Source organism: Mogibacterium diversum, from assembly GCF_002998925.1.
In the GTDB taxonomy this organism is placed as follows: Bacteria; Bacillota; Clostridia; order Peptostreptococcales; family Anaerovoracaceae; genus Mogibacterium; species Mogibacterium diversum.
Genome location: NZ_CP027228.1, coordinates 1,402,799 through 1,422,451 on the forward strand (window position 1 = coordinate 1,402,799; position 19,653 = coordinate 1,422,451).

The 19,653-nt window shown below is 37.6% G+C and carries 34 protein-coding genes and 1 tRNA gene; 8 read left to right on the forward strand and 27 right to left on the reverse strand.

All coding sequences use genetic code 11. The features are described from left to right. Positions 1-6 precede the first annotated feature (6 nt). From C5Q96_RS06700 to C5Q96_RS06790, 22 genes are all read right to left on the reverse strand, one after another. Positions 7-1,401, reverse strand: coding sequence for a terminase TerL endonuclease subunit (locus tag C5Q96_RS06700; RefSeq protein ID WP_106057606.1), 1,395 nt, complete (start codon positions 1,399-1,401; stop codon positions 7-9). 18 nt (positions 1,402-1,419) lie between these two features. Then, positions 1,420-1,494, reverse strand: a tRNA-His gene (locus tag C5Q96_RS06705). 96 nt (positions 1,495-1,590) lie between these two features. Beyond that, positions 1,591-2,430, reverse strand: coding sequence for a hypothetical protein (locus tag C5Q96_RS06710; protein WP_106057607.1), 840 nt, complete (start codon positions 2,428-2,430; stop codon positions 1,591-1,593). Beyond that, entirely contained in the window at positions 2,423-2,851 is a 429-nt protein-coding gene (locus C5Q96_RS06715) for a hypothetical protein (protein ID WP_106057608.1), read from the reverse strand. Before C5Q96_RS06715 ends, C5Q96_RS06710 begins: the two co-directional genes overlap by 8 nt. A gap of 10 nt (positions 2,852-2,861) precedes the next feature. Then, positions 2,862-4,091, reverse strand: coding sequence for a phage portal protein (locus tag C5Q96_RS06720; RefSeq protein ID WP_106057609.1), 1,230 nt, complete (start codon positions 4,089-4,091; stop codon positions 2,862-2,864). 146 nt (positions 4,092-4,237) lie between these two features. Beyond that, positions 4,238-5,116, reverse strand: a complete 879-nt coding sequence (locus tag C5Q96_RS06725) for a terminase small subunit (RefSeq protein ID WP_106057610.1) — start codon at positions 5,114-5,116, stop codon at positions 4,238-4,240. A 108-nt stretch (positions 5,117-5,224) separates the two neighbouring features. Continuing rightward, entirely contained in the window at positions 5,225-5,650 is a 426-nt protein-coding gene (locus C5Q96_RS06730; protein ID WP_106057611.1) for a DUF1492 domain-containing protein, read from the reverse strand. Positions 5,651-5,696: 46 nt separating this feature from the next. Further along, positions 5,697-6,542 (reverse strand): rolling circle replication-associated protein, encoded by an 846-nt coding sequence (locus C5Q96_RS06735; RefSeq protein WP_106057612.1) that lies wholly within the window; start codon positions 6,540-6,542, stop codon positions 5,697-5,699. Between the two features lie 209 nt (positions 6,543-6,751). Further along, entirely contained in the window at positions 6,752-6,967 is a 216-nt protein-coding gene (locus C5Q96_RS06740) for a hypothetical protein (RefSeq protein WP_106057613.1), read from the reverse strand. A 24-nt stretch (positions 6,968-6,991) separates the two neighbouring features. Further along, positions 6,992-7,417 carry a single-stranded DNA-binding protein gene (locus C5Q96_RS06745; RefSeq protein WP_106057614.1) on the reverse strand — a complete coding sequence of 142 codons (426 nt, stop codon included), beginning with the start codon at positions 7,415-7,417 and terminating at the stop codon, positions 6,992-6,994. Between the two features lie 96 nt (positions 7,418-7,513). Next, entirely contained in the window at positions 7,514-7,804 is a 291-nt protein-coding gene (locus tag C5Q96_RS06750) for a MazG nucleotide pyrophosphohydrolase domain-containing protein (protein WP_106057615.1), read from the reverse strand. A gap of 2 nt (positions 7,805-7,806) precedes the next feature. After that, complete coding sequence (locus C5Q96_RS06755; protein WP_106057616.1) at positions 7,807-8,055, reverse strand: hypothetical protein; 249 nt, start codon at positions 8,053-8,055, stop codon at positions 7,807-7,809. After that, a complete protein-coding gene (locus C5Q96_RS08640; protein ID WP_158696709.1) occupies positions 8,045-8,209 on the reverse strand; it encodes a hypothetical protein in 165 nt (54 codons plus the stop codon). Before C5Q96_RS08640 ends, C5Q96_RS06755 begins: the two co-directional genes overlap by 11 nt. A 10-nt stretch (positions 8,210-8,219) precedes the next feature. After that, positions 8,220-9,164: a DUF3102 domain-containing protein gene (locus tag C5Q96_RS06760; RefSeq protein ID WP_106057617.1), complete on the reverse strand. Its 945-nt coding sequence runs from the start codon at positions 9,162-9,164 to the stop codon at positions 8,220-8,222. After that, positions 9,164-10,672 (reverse strand): PcfJ domain-containing protein, encoded by a 1,509-nt coding sequence (locus C5Q96_RS06765; RefSeq protein ID WP_106057618.1) that lies wholly within the window; start codon positions 10,670-10,672, stop codon positions 9,164-9,166. Before C5Q96_RS06765 ends, C5Q96_RS06760 begins: the two co-directional genes overlap by 1 nt. A 10-nt stretch (positions 10,673-10,682) precedes the next feature. Next, entirely contained in the window at positions 10,683-10,997 is a 315-nt protein-coding gene (locus C5Q96_RS06770) for a Cas9 inhibitor AcrIIA9 family protein (protein WP_106057619.1), read from the reverse strand. A gap of 3 nt (positions 10,998-11,000) precedes the next feature. Beyond that, a complete protein-coding gene (locus C5Q96_RS06775) occupies positions 11,001-11,375 on the reverse strand; it encodes a hypothetical protein (protein ID WP_106057620.1) in 375 nt (124 codons plus the stop codon). Between the two features lie 94 nt (positions 11,376-11,469). After that, positions 11,470-11,853, reverse strand: coding sequence for a hypothetical protein (locus C5Q96_RS06780; protein WP_106057621.1), 384 nt, complete (start codon positions 11,851-11,853; stop codon positions 11,470-11,472). Positions 11,854-11,859: 6 nt separating this feature from the next. Beyond that, complete coding sequence (locus C5Q96_RS08645) at positions 11,860-12,030, reverse strand: hypothetical protein (protein ID WP_158696710.1); 171 nt, start codon at positions 12,028-12,030, stop codon at positions 11,860-11,862. A gap of 9 nt (positions 12,031-12,039) precedes the next feature. Continuing rightward, positions 12,040-12,393, reverse strand: coding sequence for a hypothetical protein (locus C5Q96_RS06785; protein ID WP_106057622.1), 354 nt, complete (start codon positions 12,391-12,393; stop codon positions 12,040-12,042). Between the two features lie 111 nt (positions 12,394-12,504). Next, on the reverse strand, positions 12,505-12,648 hold the full coding sequence (locus tag C5Q96_RS08725; RefSeq protein ID WP_170035500.1) for a hypothetical protein: 144 nt from the start codon (positions 12,646-12,648) through the stop codon (positions 12,505-12,507). Then, positions 12,648-12,854: a hypothetical protein gene (locus C5Q96_RS06790; RefSeq protein WP_106057623.1), complete on the reverse strand. Its 207-nt coding sequence runs from the start codon at positions 12,852-12,854 to the stop codon at positions 12,648-12,650. Before C5Q96_RS06790 ends, C5Q96_RS08725 begins: the two co-directional genes overlap by 1 nt. Positions 12,855-12,914: 60 nt before the next feature. On the opposite strand from C5Q96_RS06790, the gene C5Q96_RS06795 reads away from it, so the two are divergent. Beyond that, entirely contained in the window at positions 12,915-13,421 is a 507-nt protein-coding gene (locus C5Q96_RS06795) for a hypothetical protein (RefSeq protein ID WP_106057624.1), read from the forward strand. A 91-nt stretch (positions 13,422-13,512) separates the two neighbouring features. Further along, positions 13,513-13,875 (forward strand): hypothetical protein, encoded by a 363-nt coding sequence (locus tag C5Q96_RS06800; RefSeq protein WP_106057625.1) that lies wholly within the window; start codon positions 13,513-13,515, stop codon positions 13,873-13,875. Here the strand turns inward: C5Q96_RS06800 and C5Q96_RS08825 are convergent. After that, positions 13,853-13,984, reverse strand: a complete 132-nt coding sequence (locus tag C5Q96_RS08825) for a hypothetical protein (RefSeq protein ID WP_277612251.1) — start codon at positions 13,982-13,984, stop codon at positions 13,853-13,855. The two genes, C5Q96_RS06800 and C5Q96_RS08825, sit on opposite strands and share 23 nt — an antisense overlap. A 16-nt stretch (positions 13,985-14,000) precedes the next feature. Further along, positions 14,001-14,126 carry a hypothetical protein gene (locus C5Q96_RS08830; RefSeq protein ID WP_277612252.1) on the reverse strand — a complete coding sequence of 42 codons (126 nt, stop codon included), beginning with the start codon at positions 14,124-14,126 and terminating at the stop codon, positions 14,001-14,003. A 94-nt stretch (positions 14,127-14,220) separates the two neighbouring features. Between C5Q96_RS08830 and C5Q96_RS06805 the strand changes: the two genes are divergently transcribed. Next, positions 14,221-14,592 (forward strand): DUF2513 domain-containing protein, encoded by a 372-nt coding sequence (locus C5Q96_RS06805; RefSeq protein ID WP_106057626.1) that lies wholly within the window; start codon positions 14,221-14,223, stop codon positions 14,590-14,592. On the opposite strand, the gene C5Q96_RS06810 is transcribed toward C5Q96_RS06805, so the two are convergent. Then, positions 14,582-14,776, reverse strand: coding sequence for a hypothetical protein (locus C5Q96_RS06810; RefSeq protein ID WP_106057627.1), 195 nt, complete (start codon positions 14,774-14,776; stop codon positions 14,582-14,584). The two genes, C5Q96_RS06805 and C5Q96_RS06810, sit on opposite strands and share 11 nt — an antisense overlap. A gap of 81 nt (positions 14,777-14,857) precedes the next feature. Between C5Q96_RS06810 and C5Q96_RS06815 the strand changes: the two genes are divergently transcribed. Next, on the forward strand, positions 14,858-15,049 hold the full coding sequence (locus C5Q96_RS06815) for a hypothetical protein (protein WP_106057628.1): 192 nt from the start codon (positions 14,858-14,860) through the stop codon (positions 15,047-15,049). On the opposite strand, the gene C5Q96_RS06820 is transcribed toward C5Q96_RS06815, so the two are convergent. Together C5Q96_RS06820 and C5Q96_RS06825 are read right to left on the reverse strand one after the other, a co-directional pair. Beyond that, a complete protein-coding gene (locus C5Q96_RS06820; RefSeq protein WP_158696711.1) occupies positions 15,046-15,537 on the reverse strand; it encodes a hypothetical protein in 492 nt (163 codons plus the stop codon). The genes C5Q96_RS06815 and C5Q96_RS06820 overlap by 4 nt on opposite strands. Positions 15,538-15,592: 55 nt before the next feature. Further along, positions 15,593-15,778, reverse strand: coding sequence for a helix-turn-helix transcriptional regulator (locus C5Q96_RS06825; RefSeq protein ID WP_106057630.1), 186 nt, complete (start codon positions 15,776-15,778; stop codon positions 15,593-15,595). 190 nt (positions 15,779-15,968) lie between these two features. On the opposite strand from C5Q96_RS06825, the gene C5Q96_RS06830 reads away from it, so the two are divergent. The 4 genes from C5Q96_RS06830 to C5Q96_RS06845 all read left to right on the forward strand — a co-directional run bounded on the left by C5Q96_RS06830 (position 15,969) and on the right by C5Q96_RS06845 (position 19,551). Continuing rightward, on the forward strand, positions 15,969-16,595 hold the full coding sequence (locus C5Q96_RS06830) for a LexA family protein (RefSeq protein WP_106057631.1): 627 nt from the start codon (positions 15,969-15,971) through the stop codon (positions 16,593-16,595). Positions 16,596-16,655: 60 nt separating this feature from the next. Next, positions 16,656-17,075, forward strand: coding sequence for a hypothetical protein (locus tag C5Q96_RS06835; RefSeq protein ID WP_106057632.1), 420 nt, complete (start codon positions 16,656-16,658; stop codon positions 17,073-17,075). A gap of 153 nt (positions 17,076-17,228) precedes the next feature. Beyond that, on the forward strand, positions 17,229-18,236 hold the full coding sequence (locus C5Q96_RS06840) for a DUF3644 domain-containing protein (protein ID WP_170035502.1): 1,008 nt from the start codon (positions 17,229-17,231) through the stop codon (positions 18,234-18,236). A 292-nt stretch (positions 18,237-18,528) separates the two neighbouring features. Then, a complete protein-coding gene (locus C5Q96_RS06845) occupies positions 18,529-19,551 on the forward strand; it encodes a tyrosine-type recombinase/integrase (protein WP_106057633.1) in 1,023 nt (340 codons plus the stop codon). Positions 19,552-19,653 lie beyond the last annotated feature (102 nt).

Below are 19,653 nucleotides of genomic sequence, written 5' to 3' on the forward strand. Positions count from 1 at the left end.
GCTGCATTAATAGCTAATTCTTTGTTTTTCATGTATTTTAGTTTCTGAGCATAGCCAATATGCCAATATTGTGCTATCCATTAAAGCGATTTCAATGTTATCTGCTAATGACTTATAACCAAATCCACCATTGGTGCCAATCGCTCTTTTTTCACTGTTGCTTACTGTTTGTGCTAATGATGGTTGGCCAGCATGACATATTTCTTTACTGAATATGCCTTGCTCAAATGCAGCATTCGCCACTATTATCTCTTTTACAGTTGGTAACAGCGGTGATTTGAGTTTCATTTCTCTCATGTTCTCTTCTAGCAATTGCTGTCCATTAGCACCGTCTACGACTATGTCATAGACATTTGGGTTCATCATGAATGGTATCATCCAGCTATTCCCTGCTCTTGTTGGCCTGCAATCTATACATTCAACAAATATTCGTCCATCATCTGTGCGAGATGCAACAGACATTGCAACATTTGTTCCATCTTTACTATATTTAACTCCCAAGAATAAACCACCAACAAGTTTAGGCATTGCCTGTACTTGAAGCTCTGCCCACTCATTAGAGCTTATTGCCGACTTTTGATTGTATCTTAGCCACAGCCCAAGTCTCTGTATATTGAAGTCGTCATCATCGTTCCCAACTTCATCAAGTATTTTTCGTTCTGTAAGGATTGTTCCCAGAGACGGATTTGTCTGATACCATGCTTCTTTATCTCTTACATCTGTTTTCTTGTCTACGGACCATTCCGCCCATCCAGTATTTACCGTTTTACCGCCTAAGGCATTTTGTCTTAGTTTTAAGAAAACTGTTCCAGAGCTTACTGGGGTTGGAGGTGTACCACAATATATTGTTTGCGGATTGTTACTATCCGATACAACATACTTTAATGCAGATTCCTGATCATCTGTATATTCTTGTGCCTCGTCTATTACAAGTAAATCGAATCCTTCTCCCAGTCCACCTTTTGCAGTTCTAGTTCTAAATTCAATTTTTCCACCATTTTCTAGTTCAATATGTTCCTTTCCAAAAGCTCTGTAAGATGATTTAATCTGCAGCTTTGCTTTTGTAACTAGTTTTAGTAATCTATCCCAAGCTGCATGTGTTGTAGAAGTTCTATGCGCTGTGTGCATGATGTGTTCGCCATTTTTTAACCCCCACAGTTCTCGTATGGCCACAACTTCATTTTTCCCATTTCGTCTTGGCACTGAATATCCAAATTTTGTATGAGTCCACAGCTTTTCTTCATTTTGTGCCAATATGTCATATATGAGCAGCTCCTGCCACTCTTGTGCAGTCCTACCAGTTTTGTTGTAAAGCTTTATTGCCTCAGCCCCTTTTGTTTTATAATAGGGCAATGTTACGAACTCGGTAGGGATCTGCCGTCCAATTCGTACCTCTGGCATAACTCCTCCTAAATTTATTGGGGTGACTGACTGGAATCGAACCAGCGATATTGGAGCCACAATCCAACGCCTTAACCACTTGGCTACAGTCACCATATTGACTTTTTGTCATATATCTGATAAGCTTTATTTAAGAGTTAATCCTTTAGGATTAATTCAAGATGAGATCCGCCCCCGTCTTGGGCTTTCTCATCTTTTTTTTATGTAATTTATTGCCATGAGCATTTCATCGTTTTCAAATACAAACACATCTATATTTTTTACATCGGATGGAGTACTTCTAACGAGCCTGTTCATGATAATGTTATATATCTCTGTTTTAGGTTGTTTTTTTCTGACCTCAATAATCAATCCACCAGGATTTGTTTCAATTTGATGTATCCCTTTTTGTACTTGCTTGTCAATCGAATTGGCGGATTGAACACTTTTGTGTTCCCACAACCTCCCATTCCATAGGTAATCAGGGAATATTCTCTTTCTTTTTTTAAGTAAAGTTATATCTCCACCAAATTTATCATGTAGAATTTTTGCGTACTTTATTTCAGCATCTCCATTCTGCCCTTTTTCCCACCCGGCTTCAGTTTTAATTTCACCTCTTCCTGGAGTAGCACTATCCCAATATTTTTTTAAAGTTTCTCGACTCATCTTGTTAAATACATCTTCTGACTCCAATTCTTTAGCCTTTTCTATTCTTGCATCTTTTTCGGATCTATATTCCTTCTTGCTCCATACATCAGTGTATCTGCCTTTTTCGTTTCTAAATAGCACTATGCATTTACAGTAATCGTGTCTTCTAAAAAAGTCTGCTGGTTGTTCTCCATATTCATACTCTCCCACAAGACTATGACACCAATCACAGCACCTGCCTATTTCCCTACGACTTACTATAGTTTTCAGTCCAGCCTGAGCAGAGCTTTCAGCATTTTCTTTGACAAACTCATCATAATAAGCTTGTGTTATATTCTTGATTGGCTCATTAAGATATTTATTTATTGCCTCTTCAGCAATTTCTTTTCGAGTTTTAATCATACTCTTCAATTCCTACGTTATATGCATTTACAAAATTATTTATAAGCGATTCTATTCTTTCTTCTGGAAATGCCAGTTCTATTGGCTTGATATGTATTCCATTCGCCTTGCGTTCAGTCATGACAACCTCTGCAGCTACTTTATTCACAATGCCATGAATATTTACCATAAGCGGCTTTATTGCCTTTTCGGCAATATTCCAATACATTTTGTCATTTGGCATCATCTCAGGCTTGATATTGTCTATCAGCACTCTAGAAGCAATCTCCCCCAATCTCTTGCAAAGGATTGTAATATCTCTTTGAGTCGCTTTGCTGTTTTCAACTTTGAGCCTTATCGCCTTTATAACAACATCTATCGCCAATCTCTCATTAAACGCAGTTTCTATCCTTTTCTGAAGCTCTAAGCCTATATCATTCATAGAATCCACCTTACTTGTTACTTGCTATTCCCGTTATATCTCTTAGCACTTCCGCATCCAGATAATCAGGTACTGCTTGATTAATCTTTATTGCTCCATCTCCAATGCTGCTCAGCATTGCTGCATCTGGTTCAAATACTGGTTCCCACTTAGGTGTTGTTTTATACACCGCTCTGCGTTTATATGCGAAATTATCTCTTACACATGCAGCTAGATATCCAGCGTTCAAAAAACCTGTTCCAAAGTTTCTTTGCGCCTTTTTCGCATATAGTCTCAACGTCTCGTGGGATGCCTTAATAGCTTCCTGCGAAGATGGATTGTCAGTAACAAACCCGAGATCATCCATAGTCAAACCTGTTTCACCAGCAAATAACGAAGCAAACATTTTGAGCTGGTCGTTATGCGGCTGCATTGACTGCTGTGTGAACTGTCCAAATTTTGGTTCACTTTCGTTTCTTCCTGATGAACTTGTTATCGCAAACATTGCGGACATTGCCGCACTCCATTTATCTAGTATTTCCGTATCAGGACTGAGTCCTGTCACCCACTTCTGTGGGAAGCTGAAAAACTCTGCTGATATTTCCGAGCGTTTAACAGTTCTTGATGCAGATGCAAGGATAGACATGCATGCCCGGCTTATCCTCGACCTTCCAAATGGCCTATCTGCATCAGAGCGATAGATTATCGGAACGAGCAATGGATACGGTGCTGGATTATCATATACTTCTGCGCCTGATTGCTTGTCATAAATGATTGTGCTTTCTGCCGTGAAATATGCTTCTATTTGAGGGATACCGCTATCATCCCTCTTCAGCACTGCATAGCCTTCTGTGAGCATATTTGTAACGGGATCTAGTATGCCAGTTGCATCATCTCCATTAATTACTTGCAGTCTTGGGAAGCCCTCTTCATCTGCCGATATATAAATAAATGAGCATGATGCTATCAAAGCCCCTAAAATTGCGCTGTCAAAAAGCACATCGCTGTTATTCGCCTGATAAATGCCATTTATATCAAAGGTATCATCAGCAAATTCTCTAAACACAAGCCTATCAGCAATACTATCTACTGCTTTCCCGCACCAGCCTAATGTTGACATCATATTCCTTAGCTTTGGCGGAGTTGAAATTCCAAAATCTGGTACATTATGCTTCATGGCATAGTACATGTATCTTGTCTTAACTCTGCCTCTCTTGATTGATAATTTATTTCTTAAATATCCTATGCCTCTATATGCCATTTGATTCTCCTAAAAATTTTTCATTACACCCCCTCGTCTGGGGTTAGCGTGTGTTTTTTTTCGTAGTGACGGCGTGAAGGTCGCGAGCAGGGGGAGGGAGGGTCCCATGCCCCCTGTGAAGTTAGACCAAAAAAAATTTTTATTGTTTAAAAAGTTCTCCAGTCCACGCTTTGAGGTAAAACTCTGTTACCTAATTCTGTCTGCTCTTGTGGTACAGCTTGATCACTTCTAACAAGCTTATCTGATTTCTGTCTATTACAAGTCAAATGAGCTAGTTGCAAGTTGTCTATGTCACTCGGATGTCCACCTTTCACAATTGGAATTATGTGATCTATACATGCTGACATTGGATCTGGATACTTAAGGGAGAAGTCCACCGGGTGCCCACAGATTGCACACACTGACTGGGTGGCATACACCCTCTTCTTGTTCTTCTCGAACAACCCCCTATGGGGGCCATTTTTATCAGGGCGGGGTATATTTTGCATGACCCCTACTCCTAGGCTACCCCGTGCAGGTTTCTCTACCATATTGGACTCACTAATCTCTTGCGCCGACTGGTATTGAGCTTCATTAACATGTGTGTCTTTTGCCAGCGCAGTAGCAAGTTTCGTTTGCTGTATTTCTTCAATGACCTTCTGAATCTCTAATTTTTTTAATAAATTGTATCCGGCTGTGCCTGCTGTTTTACGACTACATCCATATGCCTTTTGATATGCTTGTGTAGCATTAAAACAATTGCAGTAATATGCGCAAAATAATTTTTGCTTAGATGTAAGAAAATTATTTTGCATAAGATTTTCAGAATCTTCTTTGAGCATTTTCTTTAAGGTCTTTGTTGCAGCCTTTCGCTGTTCTTTTTTCTGCACAACTTTCTTTGATGCGCTAGCTTTCCATTCGCCACGTCTTTTCCACGACCTCAAAGTGTTCTCATTTATTTCTAGCTCTACAGCTATTTCTGATATTGAATAACCGTCGCTATATCTTCTCTTAGCTTCTTTCTTTTTCTCTTCGTTCGTCATCATAATTGCATAATAAATGCGGTAGCTTTCGCCACCGCTTGAACAATATTATCTAAGGAGTCATTCATGGTTTATCTCCACGTACACTATAGCATGGGTGCACCATGAATTTTACTGAACTGTTTTGTAATTTTGTTGGTTTGCTATATCTTGTAGTGCTCTCCCATGTAGGATGTATACCCATCTCTCAGTCATATACATTTCTTCCGCGATTGTTTCAAAGGTCTGCATTCTTATATATCTTCTGCGCAATACCTCTGCATGATCTGCATTCGACAGCTTGTAGATAGCCTCTTCAATCTTAACTCTTTGCTTCCAGAGTTCGTCTCTTAATTTCTTTTGCTTTTCTCTCAAAGTTGCTAGTTTAACAGCTGTATCCTCTGTTACCTTGCTAATACTATCACCGCCCGGCATTCCATCATAGCTTACTGCCTTAACTCCCAGCGTTTGTTCTATATCAAAAATCTGATTATCGAGCTGTGTTATTCGCTCGCCAATTCTCCGATACTCATTCATAAATTCTTTTGCTGTCATCATGTTTACCTCACCTCTTCAGCAATATGTTTTAACACACTATAAATTCCTACAGCACATCCCAGACTGCTGCATGGTCCTCTAGTTCCATATCCATTTGACGCATCTCATCCATCTTTCTATACGTTTCGTTTCGATTAACCTTCTTTCCTTTTCTCCATACGCTAAGCCTTGGCACTGCTTCATTGGATACCATTTGATACTCAAGATGATCTAGTTTTGTTACTGGATTTGTATACTTGCGTAATGTATCTCTATCAATCTCATATCCCTTTAGAGGTTTTATATCATCAAGATTCTGAAACAATTGACTTATTGATACCCATTCTCTCTTTACAACTGGGCGCTTTAAGTTGCGACTTGGTTTCCATCTACGCTTTGTAGCATTCTCTGGCTCTCGAAATGTCTTCTGTGTTTCCTTAATCAAGTATTCAGCAAGCACTCTGTAGTTGCGTGTTTTATCTAATGGAGTACAGCGAATTCTTCCCATCTTCCACTGTCTATTGATTACTTGAAAATCTATGTAGTTCATAACTACATGATGGTGAATTCGCTTGTTCTTAAATTCAGTTACTGCGATATAGTAAAACTCCTTATCAAGTTTCTTATATTCGCGTCTCATTCTCTTTATCCACTTTTCCAATTCGCTGTTAGCCTTTTCAGGTGATAGCTCTTCTGCGTAGGTAAGTGTTGTATGCAAATCACCAGGATAAAAGTTTAAATTAATTAGTCTAGTTAAATTCTTTAACGCTAGCATGTCATTATTCTTTTTTACAGCATCCGATGTAGCTTTTTCCTTTTTCTTTCTTTTTCCACCACGAGGGAAGCTTGCCTTTATGCATCTATCAATAACTGCTCCGGCTATGCATGTTTCTCTAATGACTCTTTCTAACATTGTTATTCTCCCGATGAACCTAGTGATAATACTCTGATGAACCTTCATGGCGGATTCTCACCGCCTTTTCTTTTCTTCTATATATATGTAGTTTTTATTTCCTATGGTTATGCAGATGGCCTTGCGACCATCTGCAGATTTATATGATCTGTAGCTTGTATAGTTAAGTTACCTACTATTTTGTGCTCTTTATCCTTATTAAGTTGTTGCTACAGTTTCATATCATTTTTTCCTATTGGACCTCTTCTCTTTTCTTGTAATAGCCAGTATCCGTGTTCTGTAATTTCACATATGTATTTGTTAAATTTAGTTTCTCCAATTTGCAAAATTTCATTCGCTATAGTTTCTATCTGACGTTCAACCAATATCATTATGAATGTTTCGCTTGCTGTGTCAGACTTTTGAAGTATTTCTAATTTGTCCATCTCTTTGTTATTCTCCTTTACTACCTAGAATGGTATATCCTCTTCAGTTGCTTCAAAGCCATCCGGCAGCTCTTCTTGATAGTTTGGTGCACTATCGCTATATGCTTCGTCTGGCTGTCTTGGAGTTCCTTGCTGACTACTACCCAGGAACTCTACATTGTTAGCAATTACATCTGTTGTATATATCGTCTGTCCTTCTTTGTTCTTATAGCTGCCTGTTTGTATTCTTCCATTCACAGCTACCTGCTTTCCTTTATGTAGATATCTATCGCAGTTCTCTGCTTGCTTACCAAATGTTGTTATTCGAATGAAGTCCGTCTGTTTCTCTCGTCCTTGTGTTCCATGTCTATCTACTGCAATGCTAAAGTGTGTTACTGCAGTTTGATTGCCTGGTGTATACACAAGTTCTGGATCTCTTGTTAATCTGCCAATCAGTATTACTTGATTCATTTTTTCTCCTTATATATAAAGGTGGTGATTCGCTATGGCATTGAACAATCTATATAACTTAAGGAGCTTTATATTTATAATCACCACCTCTATAAACTATTTATTGTTGTTTTCGTTTTCTATCCTTGCTAACTGTCTATGTAGCTTGTAATTCATGATTGGAAGTGTGTCTATCTCCATTCCGTTTTCAAACTGCATTATCATAACTTTTACATCTGCCATTTCTTCTCCAATAGCTCTTCTATCTTCTTTGGCCAATGCTGTTATTAACTCCGATAGTTCTTCAATGAATTTCTTTTTCTGTGTTTCTTTTCCATAGTGTTCCCACACCTTGCGGCTCATTTCTTTGTTAGCAGTTTCTAGAAATTCTTTTGTTGTCATATTCATGATTAATGCATCATCCTTTCTGCAGCTGCACATGCTTTCTCAAACGTGTCATAGTTTGTTTTGAGAACCGCTCCATCTTTATGTATCTTTATGGAATTTGTTTCCCATCTGCTACCGCTCTGTAGTCTGATAGCTTTCTTTACTGTTTCTATGGATATGCCGCCTTTACCGTTTTCAGGTTTGTAAATCGATTCCTTTACATCTCCTGCGTCTGATATTCTTTCTATTTTCTTTACCCACTTAATCTTCATAAATCTGTAGTGCTCCTTCTGTTATCTGATTCATTAATTTAGTTCCTGCCAAAAAGCCTATTGCCAGTGCATCTACTTCAGTTCCTTCTGGCAGTCGCTTTTTCTCAGCTATGAATTCACTTGCTAGAAATTCCATTATTACTTCATCTTCCATGTTTACCTCTTTATTTAGATAGTGTTTCGAGTTCAGTTGTAAGAATCTTCTTCAATGCTCCTTTGAACTTTTCAGCAGATTCCTTATCCATCTGGCTAAGCTGATTCATGCACTCATTGAATGTAGTCTGCAGATTGTTAACATTAATCCTAAATGCTGTTAAAACTTCTCCGCTTGCTACAGCTGCATTGAGCTTTTCAACCTCAGCTCTAGCCTTTGATAGTTCCTCTTCAGTTTTCATGTTTTCAGCTTTTGCCTGGACCTTTGCTGTAGCGACTGCCTTTTCAACCTCCCTGTCTAATTCAACTCTTGCTTCTTCAAGAGCTTTCTTGACCTCTTCATCATTCTTGCTCTTGATCTGCTTTGCCTTTTCTTTTTCCTTCTTCAGCTTTTCTTTCAGCTCTTCAATCTCTTTATCTCTTTTCTCGAGTTCATCAGAGCTTGTTCCTGGTTCTGCCTTTTCTTGTTCCAGCTCTTTAATTCTGCTTTTTAGTTCAACTATCTCTGTATTTTGAGATTTAAGGTCTGCAATTTCTTCCTTCAGTTCTCTAACAGTCATTTCAGAAATATCATTGTTTTCTACCACCTCTACAGCTACCTCTTCAGGTGCCGCTAAAAGCGCAAACACCTTGGAAATGCTCAAATCCGCAAACGTTTGCGTTTTTGAAAATAAGCTATTTTCTTCTTCACATCTTTTGGCCAGAGACATCATCATCTCTGCTTTTCTTTTGGAAAAATCTAGATGTGATTCACACCATGATTCAAACTCACCATGATTTAATCTATCCTTAATCACCAACAGGCGCTGTCCGGCATTTGCCGCAATCATCATTGCGATGTTGCCTATCATCTCCATCTGGTGATATAGTCCATTAACTTCTATCTGCAGTTCCTCAGTTGTTTTATCTGTCAGCTCTTTCTGTACTTCATACTCAACATTTGTAATCTCGTTCATTATGCTGCTCCTTTCATTGTGGCTTTATCAGCGTACTTTAATTTTTTCATCATCCTTACTAGCCACTTTTCCACCCATTCTTTAACTTCTTTTTCTGGCAGTCTGTTGCCTTTTCCATAGCACTGCTTTAACTTTCCTTTTTGCAGGTCAATTTCGACAGTTACAAAGGATTCCTCTTCAGCTTCGATTTTCCTTAGAACAAATATCGATGTTCCTCCTTCTGTTGCTGTTTCATAGTAGGAGGCTACGCAGTTATGATTGTTGCGACCTTCTTTGTTGAACTCTGTTCTGTTCCTTAGAGGCCTTATCAAGTACCTACTATCTCTCCAGCACATTTTTTCTAATCTCGGCAGAAACTCTTTTTCAAACTTCTCTTGTCGTTCTTTATCCGCTTCCTTCCTTATCTTGTCCTTCATAGCTAGATATTCTTCTGATATGCGATCATGTGATTCTTTAAGATTCTTTGGGTATCTGTAATAATCATTTAACGGATATCCGAGTTTCTCTAGCTGTTTAATGTAATCACTGTACATCCACTTAATGCTGTGATTGATGTAGTTACTATCTTCCTTCATTCGTTTCTTTTGCTTATCAAAGTATGTTGCTAGCCTTACAAAGTTTTCTTTTTTCCTATTCTCATATAGCTCCGATGTTTGGAATTCCCTTTTCACTAGTCCAATATGGTGCTTTTTCACTTTACCTTGACTGGCTAATATTTTGTAAGTTGCTATGTTGTCTACATCGAACATCCCCCAGCTTTTAAGCTTCTCTATATCCTGGTGAGTTATTCCTAAAAATTTAGGAATTGACTTTGCTCTCCAGTTTGGACCAATGTAGGATGGTAGTTTCACAACCTTGCGTTCAATAATTTCTTCTAGTCCAGCCTTTTTTATAAATTCCACCTGAGGATACTTTGCACATACTGCAGCTTCCTTTATCATGTAGTCTGCACATCTAACATGTATATCCATGTACTTAAGGAACGTATCTTGTAGCTGTTCTTGATTTACAAGGTTATATACATAGCCTTTATCTATCAGGTGAATTGAACCATCTTGATATCTCGTCCATCCGCCTCGATATGTTCCTTGATTTGCATACATGAATTGTTCTTCTTGAGATATGCACACAATCTGCTCTATATATATCTGTGTGACATCCCTCATATCGGCGACTTCTTCTCCGTTATATATCCAGGAAGCATATACAACTACGAAGTAGATTGTTTCATCTCTATAGAACATCCACACGTATGTTTGGCCACTTAACAGCGGATGGCATGTGTGCGGCATGAATGTTCTATTTTCACCTCTGTATGGCAACCAGTCTCCCTTTCTTATCGTGTCCACGTAATCAAACGTTTCTCCGAACTTGGGACAATGCGCCACCTTTTTAAACCTGTTATATATGATTGGTTTACACAGTGTATCTGTAACTATGTTTTCAAAATCATCCGGATACTCGATATCAACAGGTATGTTCTCTAGATTGCGATATATGTATTCCATGACCGACTCCTTAAATAAGATCTAGGATATCTACTACATCTGTACTCTGCGACTTTGTATCGTCAATCTCGTAATACTTCAGTACCATATCTCTCACTTCTTCATCTGAGATTGCAGCCATGTTATTAACAGCTTTTTCTTTCGCTTTGTTTCTTATATTGTTTATTAAATCCTTGATGGACTTCTTGCCATCAAGGATCTTGTTTGCTACTTCTTCTGTAGTGCAGCGTTCGTTTATCGTTTCTTCTATAAACGTAGCTAACGCACCTTTTATTTCTAGCGATTCCTCTGTGATTTTCGCTCTTGCTTCGTTGATTCTATCCATGATTTACTCCTTTGTCAGAATAACTTCCCCGCTGTGAATACTCTCGTATTCTTTATCTCGTTCAGCTATTCTTTCTTTAATCTGCTCAATAATATTGTTCATTAATTCTCTTGATGATTCGTTTTTCGTTTGCCTTAGACGGTCTTCAAACTTCGATATCCTTCTCTCATCATCATTGTTAGCGTAGGTTAGTTCGTACATACGAGCTTTGCCGATAGGATCAAATCTGCAATGCCAGTCGTCGTTATACTCGCACTTCTTACAGCACTGATCACACACTGTGCCGCGTATTCTACGGCACCACCTGAACGCTCGGTTGTCTCCTTGTGTCGGATGCTCAAAACCACACACATCACATTCTGATTTAACGCGAAACATTATTTTCTCTTATCGCCTACCGCTACCATGAATGCTAGTGTTAGACAAACGATTGCCGTTACTGTTACTACTGTCCAGTTCATTTTGATACCTCCTACAAGTAATCGCGTCCAATTAGCCTCATCCATTCTCTTCTTGCTTGCTCTGCTGTACAGCCTTTCTCTATCAACTCAATTTCATACTTGAGTTGATAATGTTGTCTAAGCTTTTTATTTTCGCTTATTGCCCACTCTGTACTGTTAGCATGTAGCTCCTCATGGTGTTTTCGACACACATCTACCTGGAACTTGTTATCAATAGATGCTTGTCTATTAGCTCCAAAGAATACTTCATGTCTTTCTGCATTCCCTTCTCCGCAATACTTACATCTCCTGTACTTCTTGTTTTTCCATCCATTGACTTTTTTCTTTTTCTTTGTTGTCTTTGGTTTAGGAAATGGGCAAGTTTGGTAATACTCGTCTAATATTTCTCTTTTCATTTCACACTACAGGAATAAGGATTTTCCCAAATTACCTTCACTCTTGTTTTCAGCACTAACAACCGGAAGTGCCAGCTCTTCTACAATTGCATCTTCAATATCTGGAAGCTCCGTTCTTGTAAGTTGTTCTTCGGAGAGGATATCTCCGAAATATCGCTTTCTTCTATCAATATCCACATTACCCTCCTAAATTGTCATCTGGTTTGTCTGCTTCTTTGTACGCTTGATATCAACCTTACCCAACACTCCATTAATTTTGATTTCGCTATTGGCCGCGCTGAATTTTGCATTACTGATAAATCCTGCATGGATCAGTTCGCATGTTGTTTTCACATACCTAAGACTTGTATCATCTAGCGGTATGAAGTTTAGATCCCTCGACTGCTCTCCGCATAACATCTCAACATTCTCTTCCATCATGCGATGCCATTTTGCCTCGTTCTCACAATCGCACGATTCACTAGCGATTCTATCCGCTTCTTCCTGAGTCTCTGCAGATACTAAATGCATCTGCCCGCAGTTTTTACATAAACCTTCCATTTCTTTCCTCCTGTTCAATCTCTCCCTTGTACACCATGTATCGATGTATCTCGGTGAGCATTATTGCTATACCGATTAATGCCATGCACATAATTGCCATTTATGACCTCCTTACCTACAACCTGCCGCGTATAGAAATATCCACAACATCGGTATGAATAGTGCAGCTGCAATTGATCCAACTACTGCTATTGGTTCAATGTCTCCATCTTCGTTAGAAAATATAAACTTGATTGCTTCTATAGTGTTTTTCATTAGTTGCTCCTCCTTTTACTCATCAGTCGCTCTGCTACATCTGCTGCAAGATATTGCTTTTTCTTTCCGTCGGTGATGTATTCACACCCCTCCATTAGAGTCATTACGTAGTCTCTAGATTTTCCTAGATACCTAGCTATGTCAGACTGGCATGGCCAGTTCCCAACTTCCCTTTTTATGTCTCGTACTATTACTTGTTTGTCCATGTCCTTGTCCTTCCTTTGATGTATAATCTTCCTAACAAAATTTTTATAAGGAGGATTCAAATGACAACTTTCGATATGATTTCTATAACTATTTCTATCATTGGGCTTCTCGGTGGTTTTTCTTCATGGTTCTATATGTGGCTAAAGAGTCGCCTCAATATAAGAATCAGAATATTGTCTAAATTAATTAAAAGTAGAACGAACTTCATTCTTCTCTATATGAGCTTTTCTAATGAATCAACTCTACCTGTTGCTATAACAGCTATTAATTTAATCATTGAAGATAAACCCATTCATTGTTTAGAGGTTCCTGATATAGTGCTCTCTCGAACTAGCCGCTCTGGTTCAACTGTGACTAATCAAGAAAAGCATTATTCGATGGAAATACCTATTAACATACCCGCTCTTTCTGCTACGTCTGGTTATGTTTTGTTTCCAGTTGGGCCAGATATTCAGCTACCTTCTTCCAATATTCTTTCTTTTGAAGTTCACACCAATCGTGGCGTGATAGATAGAATCGCACTTCAATTGCCTGCGGCCAATCTGGTGCCGATGGAAGATAATTAATTACTTCATGCATATTCTTCTCCCTCTTCATCATTCTTTTTATCGACTTTTATACTCGCTTTGATGTACAATCCCCCTATGGAGGTGTTTTATGATTAGAATTGATCGCAAGCTTTCAAAAACTATTCTTAAGATTTCTGATTCTTATGATTCAGAGTTCTTCTATGATATTGACGAAAGCGAAATATTGTTTGAAGATAAACGTTACAGCGTTCCCATTGATAAGTCTGAAATTAAGGCTTCTCTTGATAGACTTATCAATGCTGGGTATTTAATTCCTTCTGTTAACTCGTGGTGCACTGTTGGATTTTCCATTTCTCCAGAGTTAAAACATGCAAAAGCATTTTGGTTTGACCGTGTTACTAAACGATTTATTTCTGGCTTTATATCTGGTGTTTTAACATCTGTCTCTGTAGCTCTATTGGTGAAATTTATAGAAAAATACTTCCTATAACGTCAGCAAGCCAAAACCCTACAGCTGTACCCACTAGCGAACCCAATATACAGGCCACTAATTCTAATGGGCTTTCAAATATTTGCTCGCCTTTATCTTTTTCTTTCATATTTCCTTCTCCCTCTTCAGCTCTTAATCTCAAGTCTCTTTCTAGATATGCAGTAGCATCTTCCAAATATGTTTATCTGTATCCATGCTTCTGCATATAGCTTTCCGTCTTCTTCATACTTTGTTATGTAATGTTTAATCACTATCTTTTCCCTCTTATACTTTCTTTTGTTTGTGATACAGTTTCTGTGCTGTATAATCTCCTATATAGTTATTTGTTTTAGAAAGGAGTTTTTTATGCGTTTAAATCCTGATTGTATGAGAGATGTTCTTCTTGTAGTTGAAGAACATTTACCATTAAACGATTCTTTACCAATGACCGATTTAATCTCGTTATTGCCTAATTATTCTGAGGACGAATTAACCTACACCTGTTTAAAATTGAAAGAAGGAGGTTTTTTAAAGATTTTCGACTTTCCAGTAAATAGAGGCTTTATAGTTAATGAGATTCAACAGCTTACTTATGAAGGTCATCAGTTTCTTGAAAACATCCGCAATCAATCGACTTGGGAAACCGTTAAGCAGAAACTGTCTTTTCTTGGGTCTTCATCAGTACAGGCTATTATGTCTGTAGCTTCACAAGTAATAATTGAGAAGCTTAAGTCTTAATTCTAAATAGTTTTTTTATCACCTTTTCTTGGGCTTTTCGCATGTCGTTTGCATTAACTTCAACTTGTTTTTCAACTAGAATCCATGTTGTTGCGTAAAGCCCAATTTTTTGTGCCATTCCCCATATCAGTAACGCTATGTTTAGTGCTATGGATACTATTGCTATTACTGTTACTAGTTGCATTTCTCTCCGTGTTCCTCCTTGTGATATACTCCCTTTACAGGCTGCTCCAACAGCCGAGTTTTTAGAAAGGAGTTTTTTGAAATGGCTTGTGATTATGAATCAACTTTGCAGATTGCTAGAGACATTACCGTTGCAGCACTATCCGCATCAACCATTACCCTTTTAGGCGAAGAACACGGTAAGGTTATCGGAGAAATGTTTACAGCAATCCATGAAGCTGTTGTTAAGGCTGACAAGGATGTTATTTCTAAAAATCAGAATGTCTCTTATTAGCCTTTAATTCTCAGTTTGGCTAGAGGCTCGACCAGTTGCAAAAGAGAAATTGTGCATCCATCTGATGACAGTCGGGCCTTTATTTCATTAGCCAGAATTTCTTGCACCTCAGTTATAATTCGTGCTTCTTTTCGCAAATAGTGTGAAAGAGATTTCTCTTCTTTTTCAGATTCCTTTTCTGCATCAGTCTTTAAGGTTTTAAGTTCTTTTTCTCCGTTTACCAACATCACTATTGGTTCTCTTCTTAAGTATTCATCAATACGTTCTAAATCACCTTCTGTGTGATTTATATGGAATGGAATTTCTTTCTCTACAAAGATATGCGTATGTGGATACTTATCGTTATACGTGTATGTGACATTTGCTCCATAAATTTCACTTAATGCTGTTGCTATTCGCTTTGCATCTTCCTGACTTCGTAATCCGACTAGTGTTATCATTGTTCCATCAATCATTTCTTTTCCTCCTTGGTTTTCCCTCTTCATCACTTAGTCTTCTCCTTCTGTGTTACATGAAATAATTTCAAGTAACTGCTAAAAAAAATTAAAACTTAAATTCATCTATTGATATCCCACATAACTTTGCTATTTTTAGCGCATCCTTCATTTTCACTTTCGAAAAATCATTCTCCCACGAGTTGTACGTCTGTGTTGAAACTCCTAGATTTTCAGCCATTTCTGCTTGTGTTAAGCAGAGCCTGGCTCTTAACTCCTTTAATGAGTATTTCATTCTATTTTTACCATTCCTTTCTTAAATTCAATTCTTGTTGTCACAACATTACATGAAATAATTTCAAGTGTCAATAGCTTTTTTGAAATTATTTCAACTTTTCTTGTTTTTTTATCAAGTTTACTTGATTTTGTTTCTACTTAAGATATAATGTATGCACATATAAATCATTAGAAAATAAGGAGTTTTTATGAGTTTTTCAAGTAATATCAGATTTTTAAGAAAACAAAGAAATCTTTCTCAAGAAGAACTCGCAGAAATGGTTGGTTATAAGTCTTTTACAACTATTCAGAAGTGGGAAACTGGCGATTCAGAGCCTAATATGGGAGTGTTGAGGCAACTGGCTGATATATTTCACATATCTATTAGCGAGTTAGTAGAAACTGATATCGAGAAGAGGGCTTTAGGTCGTCCCCTTCCATCAAACATAATGGTGCCAGCTGGTCGACAAATTCCTATCCTGGGTACTATTTGTGCGGGCAACGGTATTCACTGCGAGGAGAACTTTGAAGGCTATTTCTTGGTAGATAGATCTATCAAGGCTGACTACTGTCTACAAGTTAAAGGTGACTCTATGATTGATGCAAACATATATGATGGTGATGTTGCTTTCCTCAAGAAAGATTTTGACTTCATAGACGGAGAGATCTACGCAGTATGCTATGGTGCTGAGGAATCTGCATCACTAAAGAAACTATACAAGGTAGATAATAAGATGATGCTCCAACCATGTAATGCGGATTATACTGCTGCGTTTATTGATGTAGATGACGTACTAATCGTTGGTGAATGCATAGGCACCTATCATGCTAGATAATTGATTGTCGTTTATAGAGTGTTGGGACCTGCTCTGTGATTAAGAAAGGATGAGAACATTATGAAGAAATTAATCACTCTATTAGTAATGCTAACCGTTGTATTTGGAATGACAGCTTGCAACAGCAAACAGAAAGCATCCAAGCCGAAGAAGCCATATAACCTAACAGGCGAATGGAAGCAAGTCAACGGAGACGAAGATGGATGGCAACAGGCGACCGTTACAGATGATACTATTGAGATCTATTGGATGAGCGATGACACAAAAGCGCTATATTGGTCTGGAACATATGAAAAGCCAACAAAATATACAAAGGTTTATAAATGGACTTCAACAGCTAATAAAGAAAAGCACGAAAGCGCCTTGATGGCATCCCAAGACGATACAAAAGAGTTCTCCTATGACGGCAAATATATTACCTATAAAGCATCTGCACTAGGTGTAGAAAAAAAGATGAAGCTTGAAAAAGTAAAGAAGTAAAAAATATCGCCATACTACAAGAAAGGATATGAGGATGAGTAAGCCACTTGATAAAGATTATGTAATAATCATTAATTGTTGGCGAGTGTATCGGTACTTATCATGCTAGATGAGATTCTATTTTTGAGTATCTATTATAGAAAGGAGTAGTTAATGAGTTGCGAAAAATCAAGAGAATTGATTGAGACAAGGTCAATGGTTCCACAACTTGTAAATAAGAGTATCGAAGCGTTTTTATTAGCTTTAGAGGTTTACAACAAACCAACAATAAAATACAGAATTGAAGGATTTTCTTTTTTTATAGTAAATGCTTGGGAATTAATGTTAAAGGCAGAACTTCTCAATAGAGGCGAGGATATTTATTATGCAAAGAAACCAGATAGAACTATCAGCATATCGGATACGATTAAAAAAATCTACTCTGATAAAGATACTCGTATAAGATTGAATTTAGAAAAAATTGTTGATTTAAGAAATATCAGTACTCATCTTATAACAGAAGATTATGAAGTTAAGTATGCACCCTTATTTCAAGCATGTGTTTTAAATTATGTGAATGAGTTGAATCGTTTCCATAGCAAAGATATAACTAGATATATTTCTCAAGGTTTTCTAACTATAACAGCTAGGTATGAAGATTTGACTAATGAAGATATTAAGTTGAAATATCCACCTGAAATTGCTGAAAAACTTATTCAACAAGCAAATGACATTGATGTGTTAACGGAAACATATGATTCAGATAAATTTGCCATACCAATAAAACAAAAACTTTTTATAACAAAAAGGAAAGCTGAAGCTGACTTCATTGTAAGCATTGCCACTGGCTCAGATAACAATGTTTCAATAATGAAAGAACTTAAAGATCCTTCAGACACACATAAGTATTCTTACGGGAACGTCATAGAAGCAGTTCGTACTAAATTAGAGAAAAAAAGCATAAAGCTAGGCTATGAAAAAGGATTTAATCAATACGTACTAAATTTAATAATTGACTTTTATGATATAAAACGCGAAATTAAGTACGCTTATAAACATACTATAGGTAATCAAGATCACTATACTTATTCACAACAATTTGTAGAATTTATCGTATGTGAAATTCAGAAGAATCCAAAGAAATTTGTAGAGAGCCTAAAAAACTCAAATAAAAAAAGATAACCCCAGGCACATAGGAATGCTCAGCATATCGTGCTTACCCCATTCTGGGACCCAGTGTTTATCCTTCACAAGTTATCTTTGTTAACTAAATTATACATTAATGTTAGATTTTTGCAACATTAGTTTTTTATTTGATACTATCTTTAATAGCAAATAACCGCACCTGCTGCAACAGGTACGGTTGTAGAAATTGGCATCGTTGTTAGATACACAAAGTTCCAACAAGAGTATATCAGCGATGCCTTTGTATTACAAGCAGGGCACTTTTTGTGCCTAATTTTGGGAGGCTGATATGGATTATATTCGTAGGTCATTCACATATAATGGTAAACGGTATTGTGTGTATGGAAAGAATGAGCGAGAAGCGATTGAAAAGCTTGTATTAAAACGTCAAGCTCTTGAGAATGACGAATTGGTTAATCCTGCAAAACGAACAGTATCATCATGGGCGATTGAGTGTGTTGAGACATATAAGGTACGGCAAAGCTCTATCACTCGTGAAAAGTATTTGCAAAAGATGCAGTCATATGTTCTTAATGAAATTGGCTCTATGCTTCTCAAGGATGTGTCACCTATCGTATGCCAGCAGGTATTAAATCTTAAGGCTGATAAGTCTAAAGCTACTATAAATGATACATACCAAATGCTACGTTTTATTTTTAAGTATGCGAAAATCAATAAATTTATCAACAGTGACCCAACGGAGCACCTCGCAAAACCAACTGGATATTATAATCCTAGACGTTCACTCACAGTTTCGGAAGAGAAACATTTTTTAAACGTGCTAGGTAAACATTACGAACCTCTTTATTTTGCATTAATGTACTATGCTGGATGTCGACCATCGGAAGCTTCATCAGTTGAATTCAGAGATATCGTAATGCGTGAGAATGTCAGATATTTACATATACGCGGAACAAAGACAAAAGCTGCAGACAGATACGTTCCTATTGTAGATGGACTTGCGCAGTTTATTCCCTCTTCAGCTAGTCCTTTTGAGCTACTCTGTAAAAATAGATATGGAAAGGCTTTGAATAAAGATAACAAGAGGCGAGCATGGGCACACCTCTGCAGGTTAATGAATATTGATATGGGATGTAAAGTATATAGGAACCAACTACTACCACCATTCCCACTAGCTACAGATATTTCTGCTTATTCATTGCGCCACACATTTTGCACGAATTTACAAAAACGAGGTGTGGATATTCGAACTGCTCAGTACCTTATGGGACATGCCGATATTCAAATGACAGCCAATATATATACACATGTTGATTTTGAAATTATAAATCAGGCAGCAGCGTTAATGTGATACCGTGTTACTCGCTGCGATAACAGGTGCTACAGTCGTTGAAATTACTGATTATTAAGCTGTACTCCTAAAGCGGGTGTCGGAGGTTCGAATCCTCTTCGG

Coding starts and splice junctions, on each gene's coding strand:
- C5Q96_RS06760 (WP_106057617.1), bottom strand. CDS start 9,164: ATGAACGAGATTACAAATGTTGAGTATGAAGTACAGAAAGAGCTGACA.
- C5Q96_RS06770 (WP_106057619.1), bottom strand. CDS start 10,997: ATGGATAGAATCAACGAAGCAAGAGCGAAAATCACAGAGGAATCGCTA.
- C5Q96_RS06805 (WP_106057626.1), top strand. CDS start 14,221: ATGCGTTTAAATCCTGATTGTATGAGAGATGTTCTTCTTGTAGTTGAA.
- C5Q96_RS06845 (WP_106057633.1), top strand. CDS start 18,529: ATGGATTATATTCGTAGGTCATTCACATATAATGGTAAACGGTATTGT.
- C5Q96_RS06795 (WP_106057624.1), top strand. CDS start 12,915: ATGACAACTTTCGATATGATTTCTATAACTATTTCTATCATTGGGCTT.
- C5Q96_RS06755 (WP_106057616.1), bottom strand. CDS start 8,055: ATGAAGATTAAGTGGGTAAAGAAAATAGAAAGAATATCAGACGCAGGA.
- C5Q96_RS06765 (WP_106057618.1), bottom strand. CDS start 10,672: ATGGAATACATATATCGCAATCTAGAGAACATACCTGTTGATATCGAG.
- C5Q96_RS06810 (WP_106057627.1), bottom strand. CDS start 14,776: ATGCAACTAGTAACAGTAATAGCAATAGTATCCATAGCACTAAACATA.
- C5Q96_RS06750 (WP_106057615.1), bottom strand. CDS start 7,804: ATGAATATGACAACAAAAGAATTTCTAGAAACTGCTAACAAAGAAATG.
- C5Q96_RS06735 (WP_106057612.1), bottom strand. CDS start 6,542: ATGTTAGAAAGAGTCATTAGAGAAACATGCATAGCCGGAGCAGTTATT.
- C5Q96_RS08725 (WP_170035500.1), bottom strand. CDS start 12,648: ATGAAAAACACTATAGAAGCAATCAAGTTTATATTTTCTAACGAAGAT.
- C5Q96_RS06745 (WP_106057614.1), bottom strand. CDS start 7,417: ATGAATCAAGTAATACTGATTGGCAGATTAACAAGAGATCCAGAACTT.
- C5Q96_RS06790 (WP_106057623.1), bottom strand. CDS start 12,854: ATGGACAAACAAGTAATAGTACGAGACATAAAAAGGGAAGTTGGGAAC.
- C5Q96_RS06715 (WP_106057608.1), bottom strand. CDS start 2,851: ATGAATGATATAGGCTTAGAGCTTCAGAAAAGGATAGAAACTGCGTTT.
- C5Q96_RS08640 (WP_158696709.1), bottom strand. CDS start 8,209: ATGGAAGATGAAGTAATAATGGAATTTCTAGCAAGTGAATTCATAGCT.
- C5Q96_RS06785 (WP_106057622.1), bottom strand. CDS start 12,393: ATGGAAGGTTTATGTAAAAACTGCGGGCAGATGCATTTAGTATCTGCA.
- C5Q96_RS06825 (WP_106057630.1), bottom strand. CDS start 15,778: ATGAAATACTCATTAAAGGAGTTAAGAGCCAGGCTCTGCTTAACACAA.
- C5Q96_RS06710 (WP_106057607.1), bottom strand. CDS start 2,430: ATGATTAAAACTCGAAAAGAAATTGCTGAAGAGGCAATAAATAAATAT.
- C5Q96_RS06730 (WP_106057611.1), bottom strand. CDS start 5,650: ATGATGACAGCAAAAGAATTTATGAATGAGTATCGGAGAATTGGCGAG.
- C5Q96_RS06830 (WP_106057631.1), top strand. CDS start 15,969: ATGAGTTTTTCAAGTAATATCAGATTTTTAAGAAAACAAAGAAATCTT.
- C5Q96_RS08825 (WP_277612251.1), bottom strand. CDS start 13,984: ATGAAAGAAAAAGATAAAGGCGAGCAAATATTTGAAAGCCCATTAGAA.
- C5Q96_RS06800 (WP_106057625.1), top strand. CDS start 13,513: ATGATTAGAATTGATCGCAAGCTTTCAAAAACTATTCTTAAGATTTCT.
- C5Q96_RS06700 (WP_106057606.1), bottom strand. CDS start 1,401: ATGCCAGAGGTACGAATTGGACGGCAGATCCCTACCGAGTTCGTAACA.
- C5Q96_RS06725 (WP_106057610.1), bottom strand. CDS start 5,116: ATGATGACGAACGAAGAGAAAAAGAAAGAAGCTAAGAGAAGATATAGC.
- C5Q96_RS06740 (WP_106057613.1), bottom strand. CDS start 6,967: ATGGACAAATTAGAAATACTTCAAAAGTCTGACACAGCAAGCGAAACA.
- C5Q96_RS06815 (WP_106057628.1), top strand. CDS start 14,858: ATGGCTTGTGATTATGAATCAACTTTGCAGATTGCTAGAGACATTACC.
- C5Q96_RS06720 (WP_106057609.1), bottom strand. CDS start 4,091: ATGGCATATAGAGGCATAGGATATTTAAGAAATAAATTATCAATCAAG.
- C5Q96_RS06780 (WP_106057621.1), bottom strand. CDS start 11,853: ATGAAAAGAGAAATATTAGACGAGTATTACCAAACTTGCCCATTTCCT.
- C5Q96_RS06775 (WP_106057620.1), bottom strand. CDS start 11,375: ATGTTTCGCGTTAAATCAGAATGTGATGTGTGTGGTTTTGAGCATCCG.
- C5Q96_RS06840 (WP_170035502.1), top strand. CDS start 17,229: ATGAGTTGCGAAAAATCAAGAGAATTGATTGAGACAAGGTCAATGGTT.
- C5Q96_RS06835 (WP_106057632.1), top strand. CDS start 16,656: ATGAAGAAATTAATCACTCTATTAGTAATGCTAACCGTTGTATTTGGA.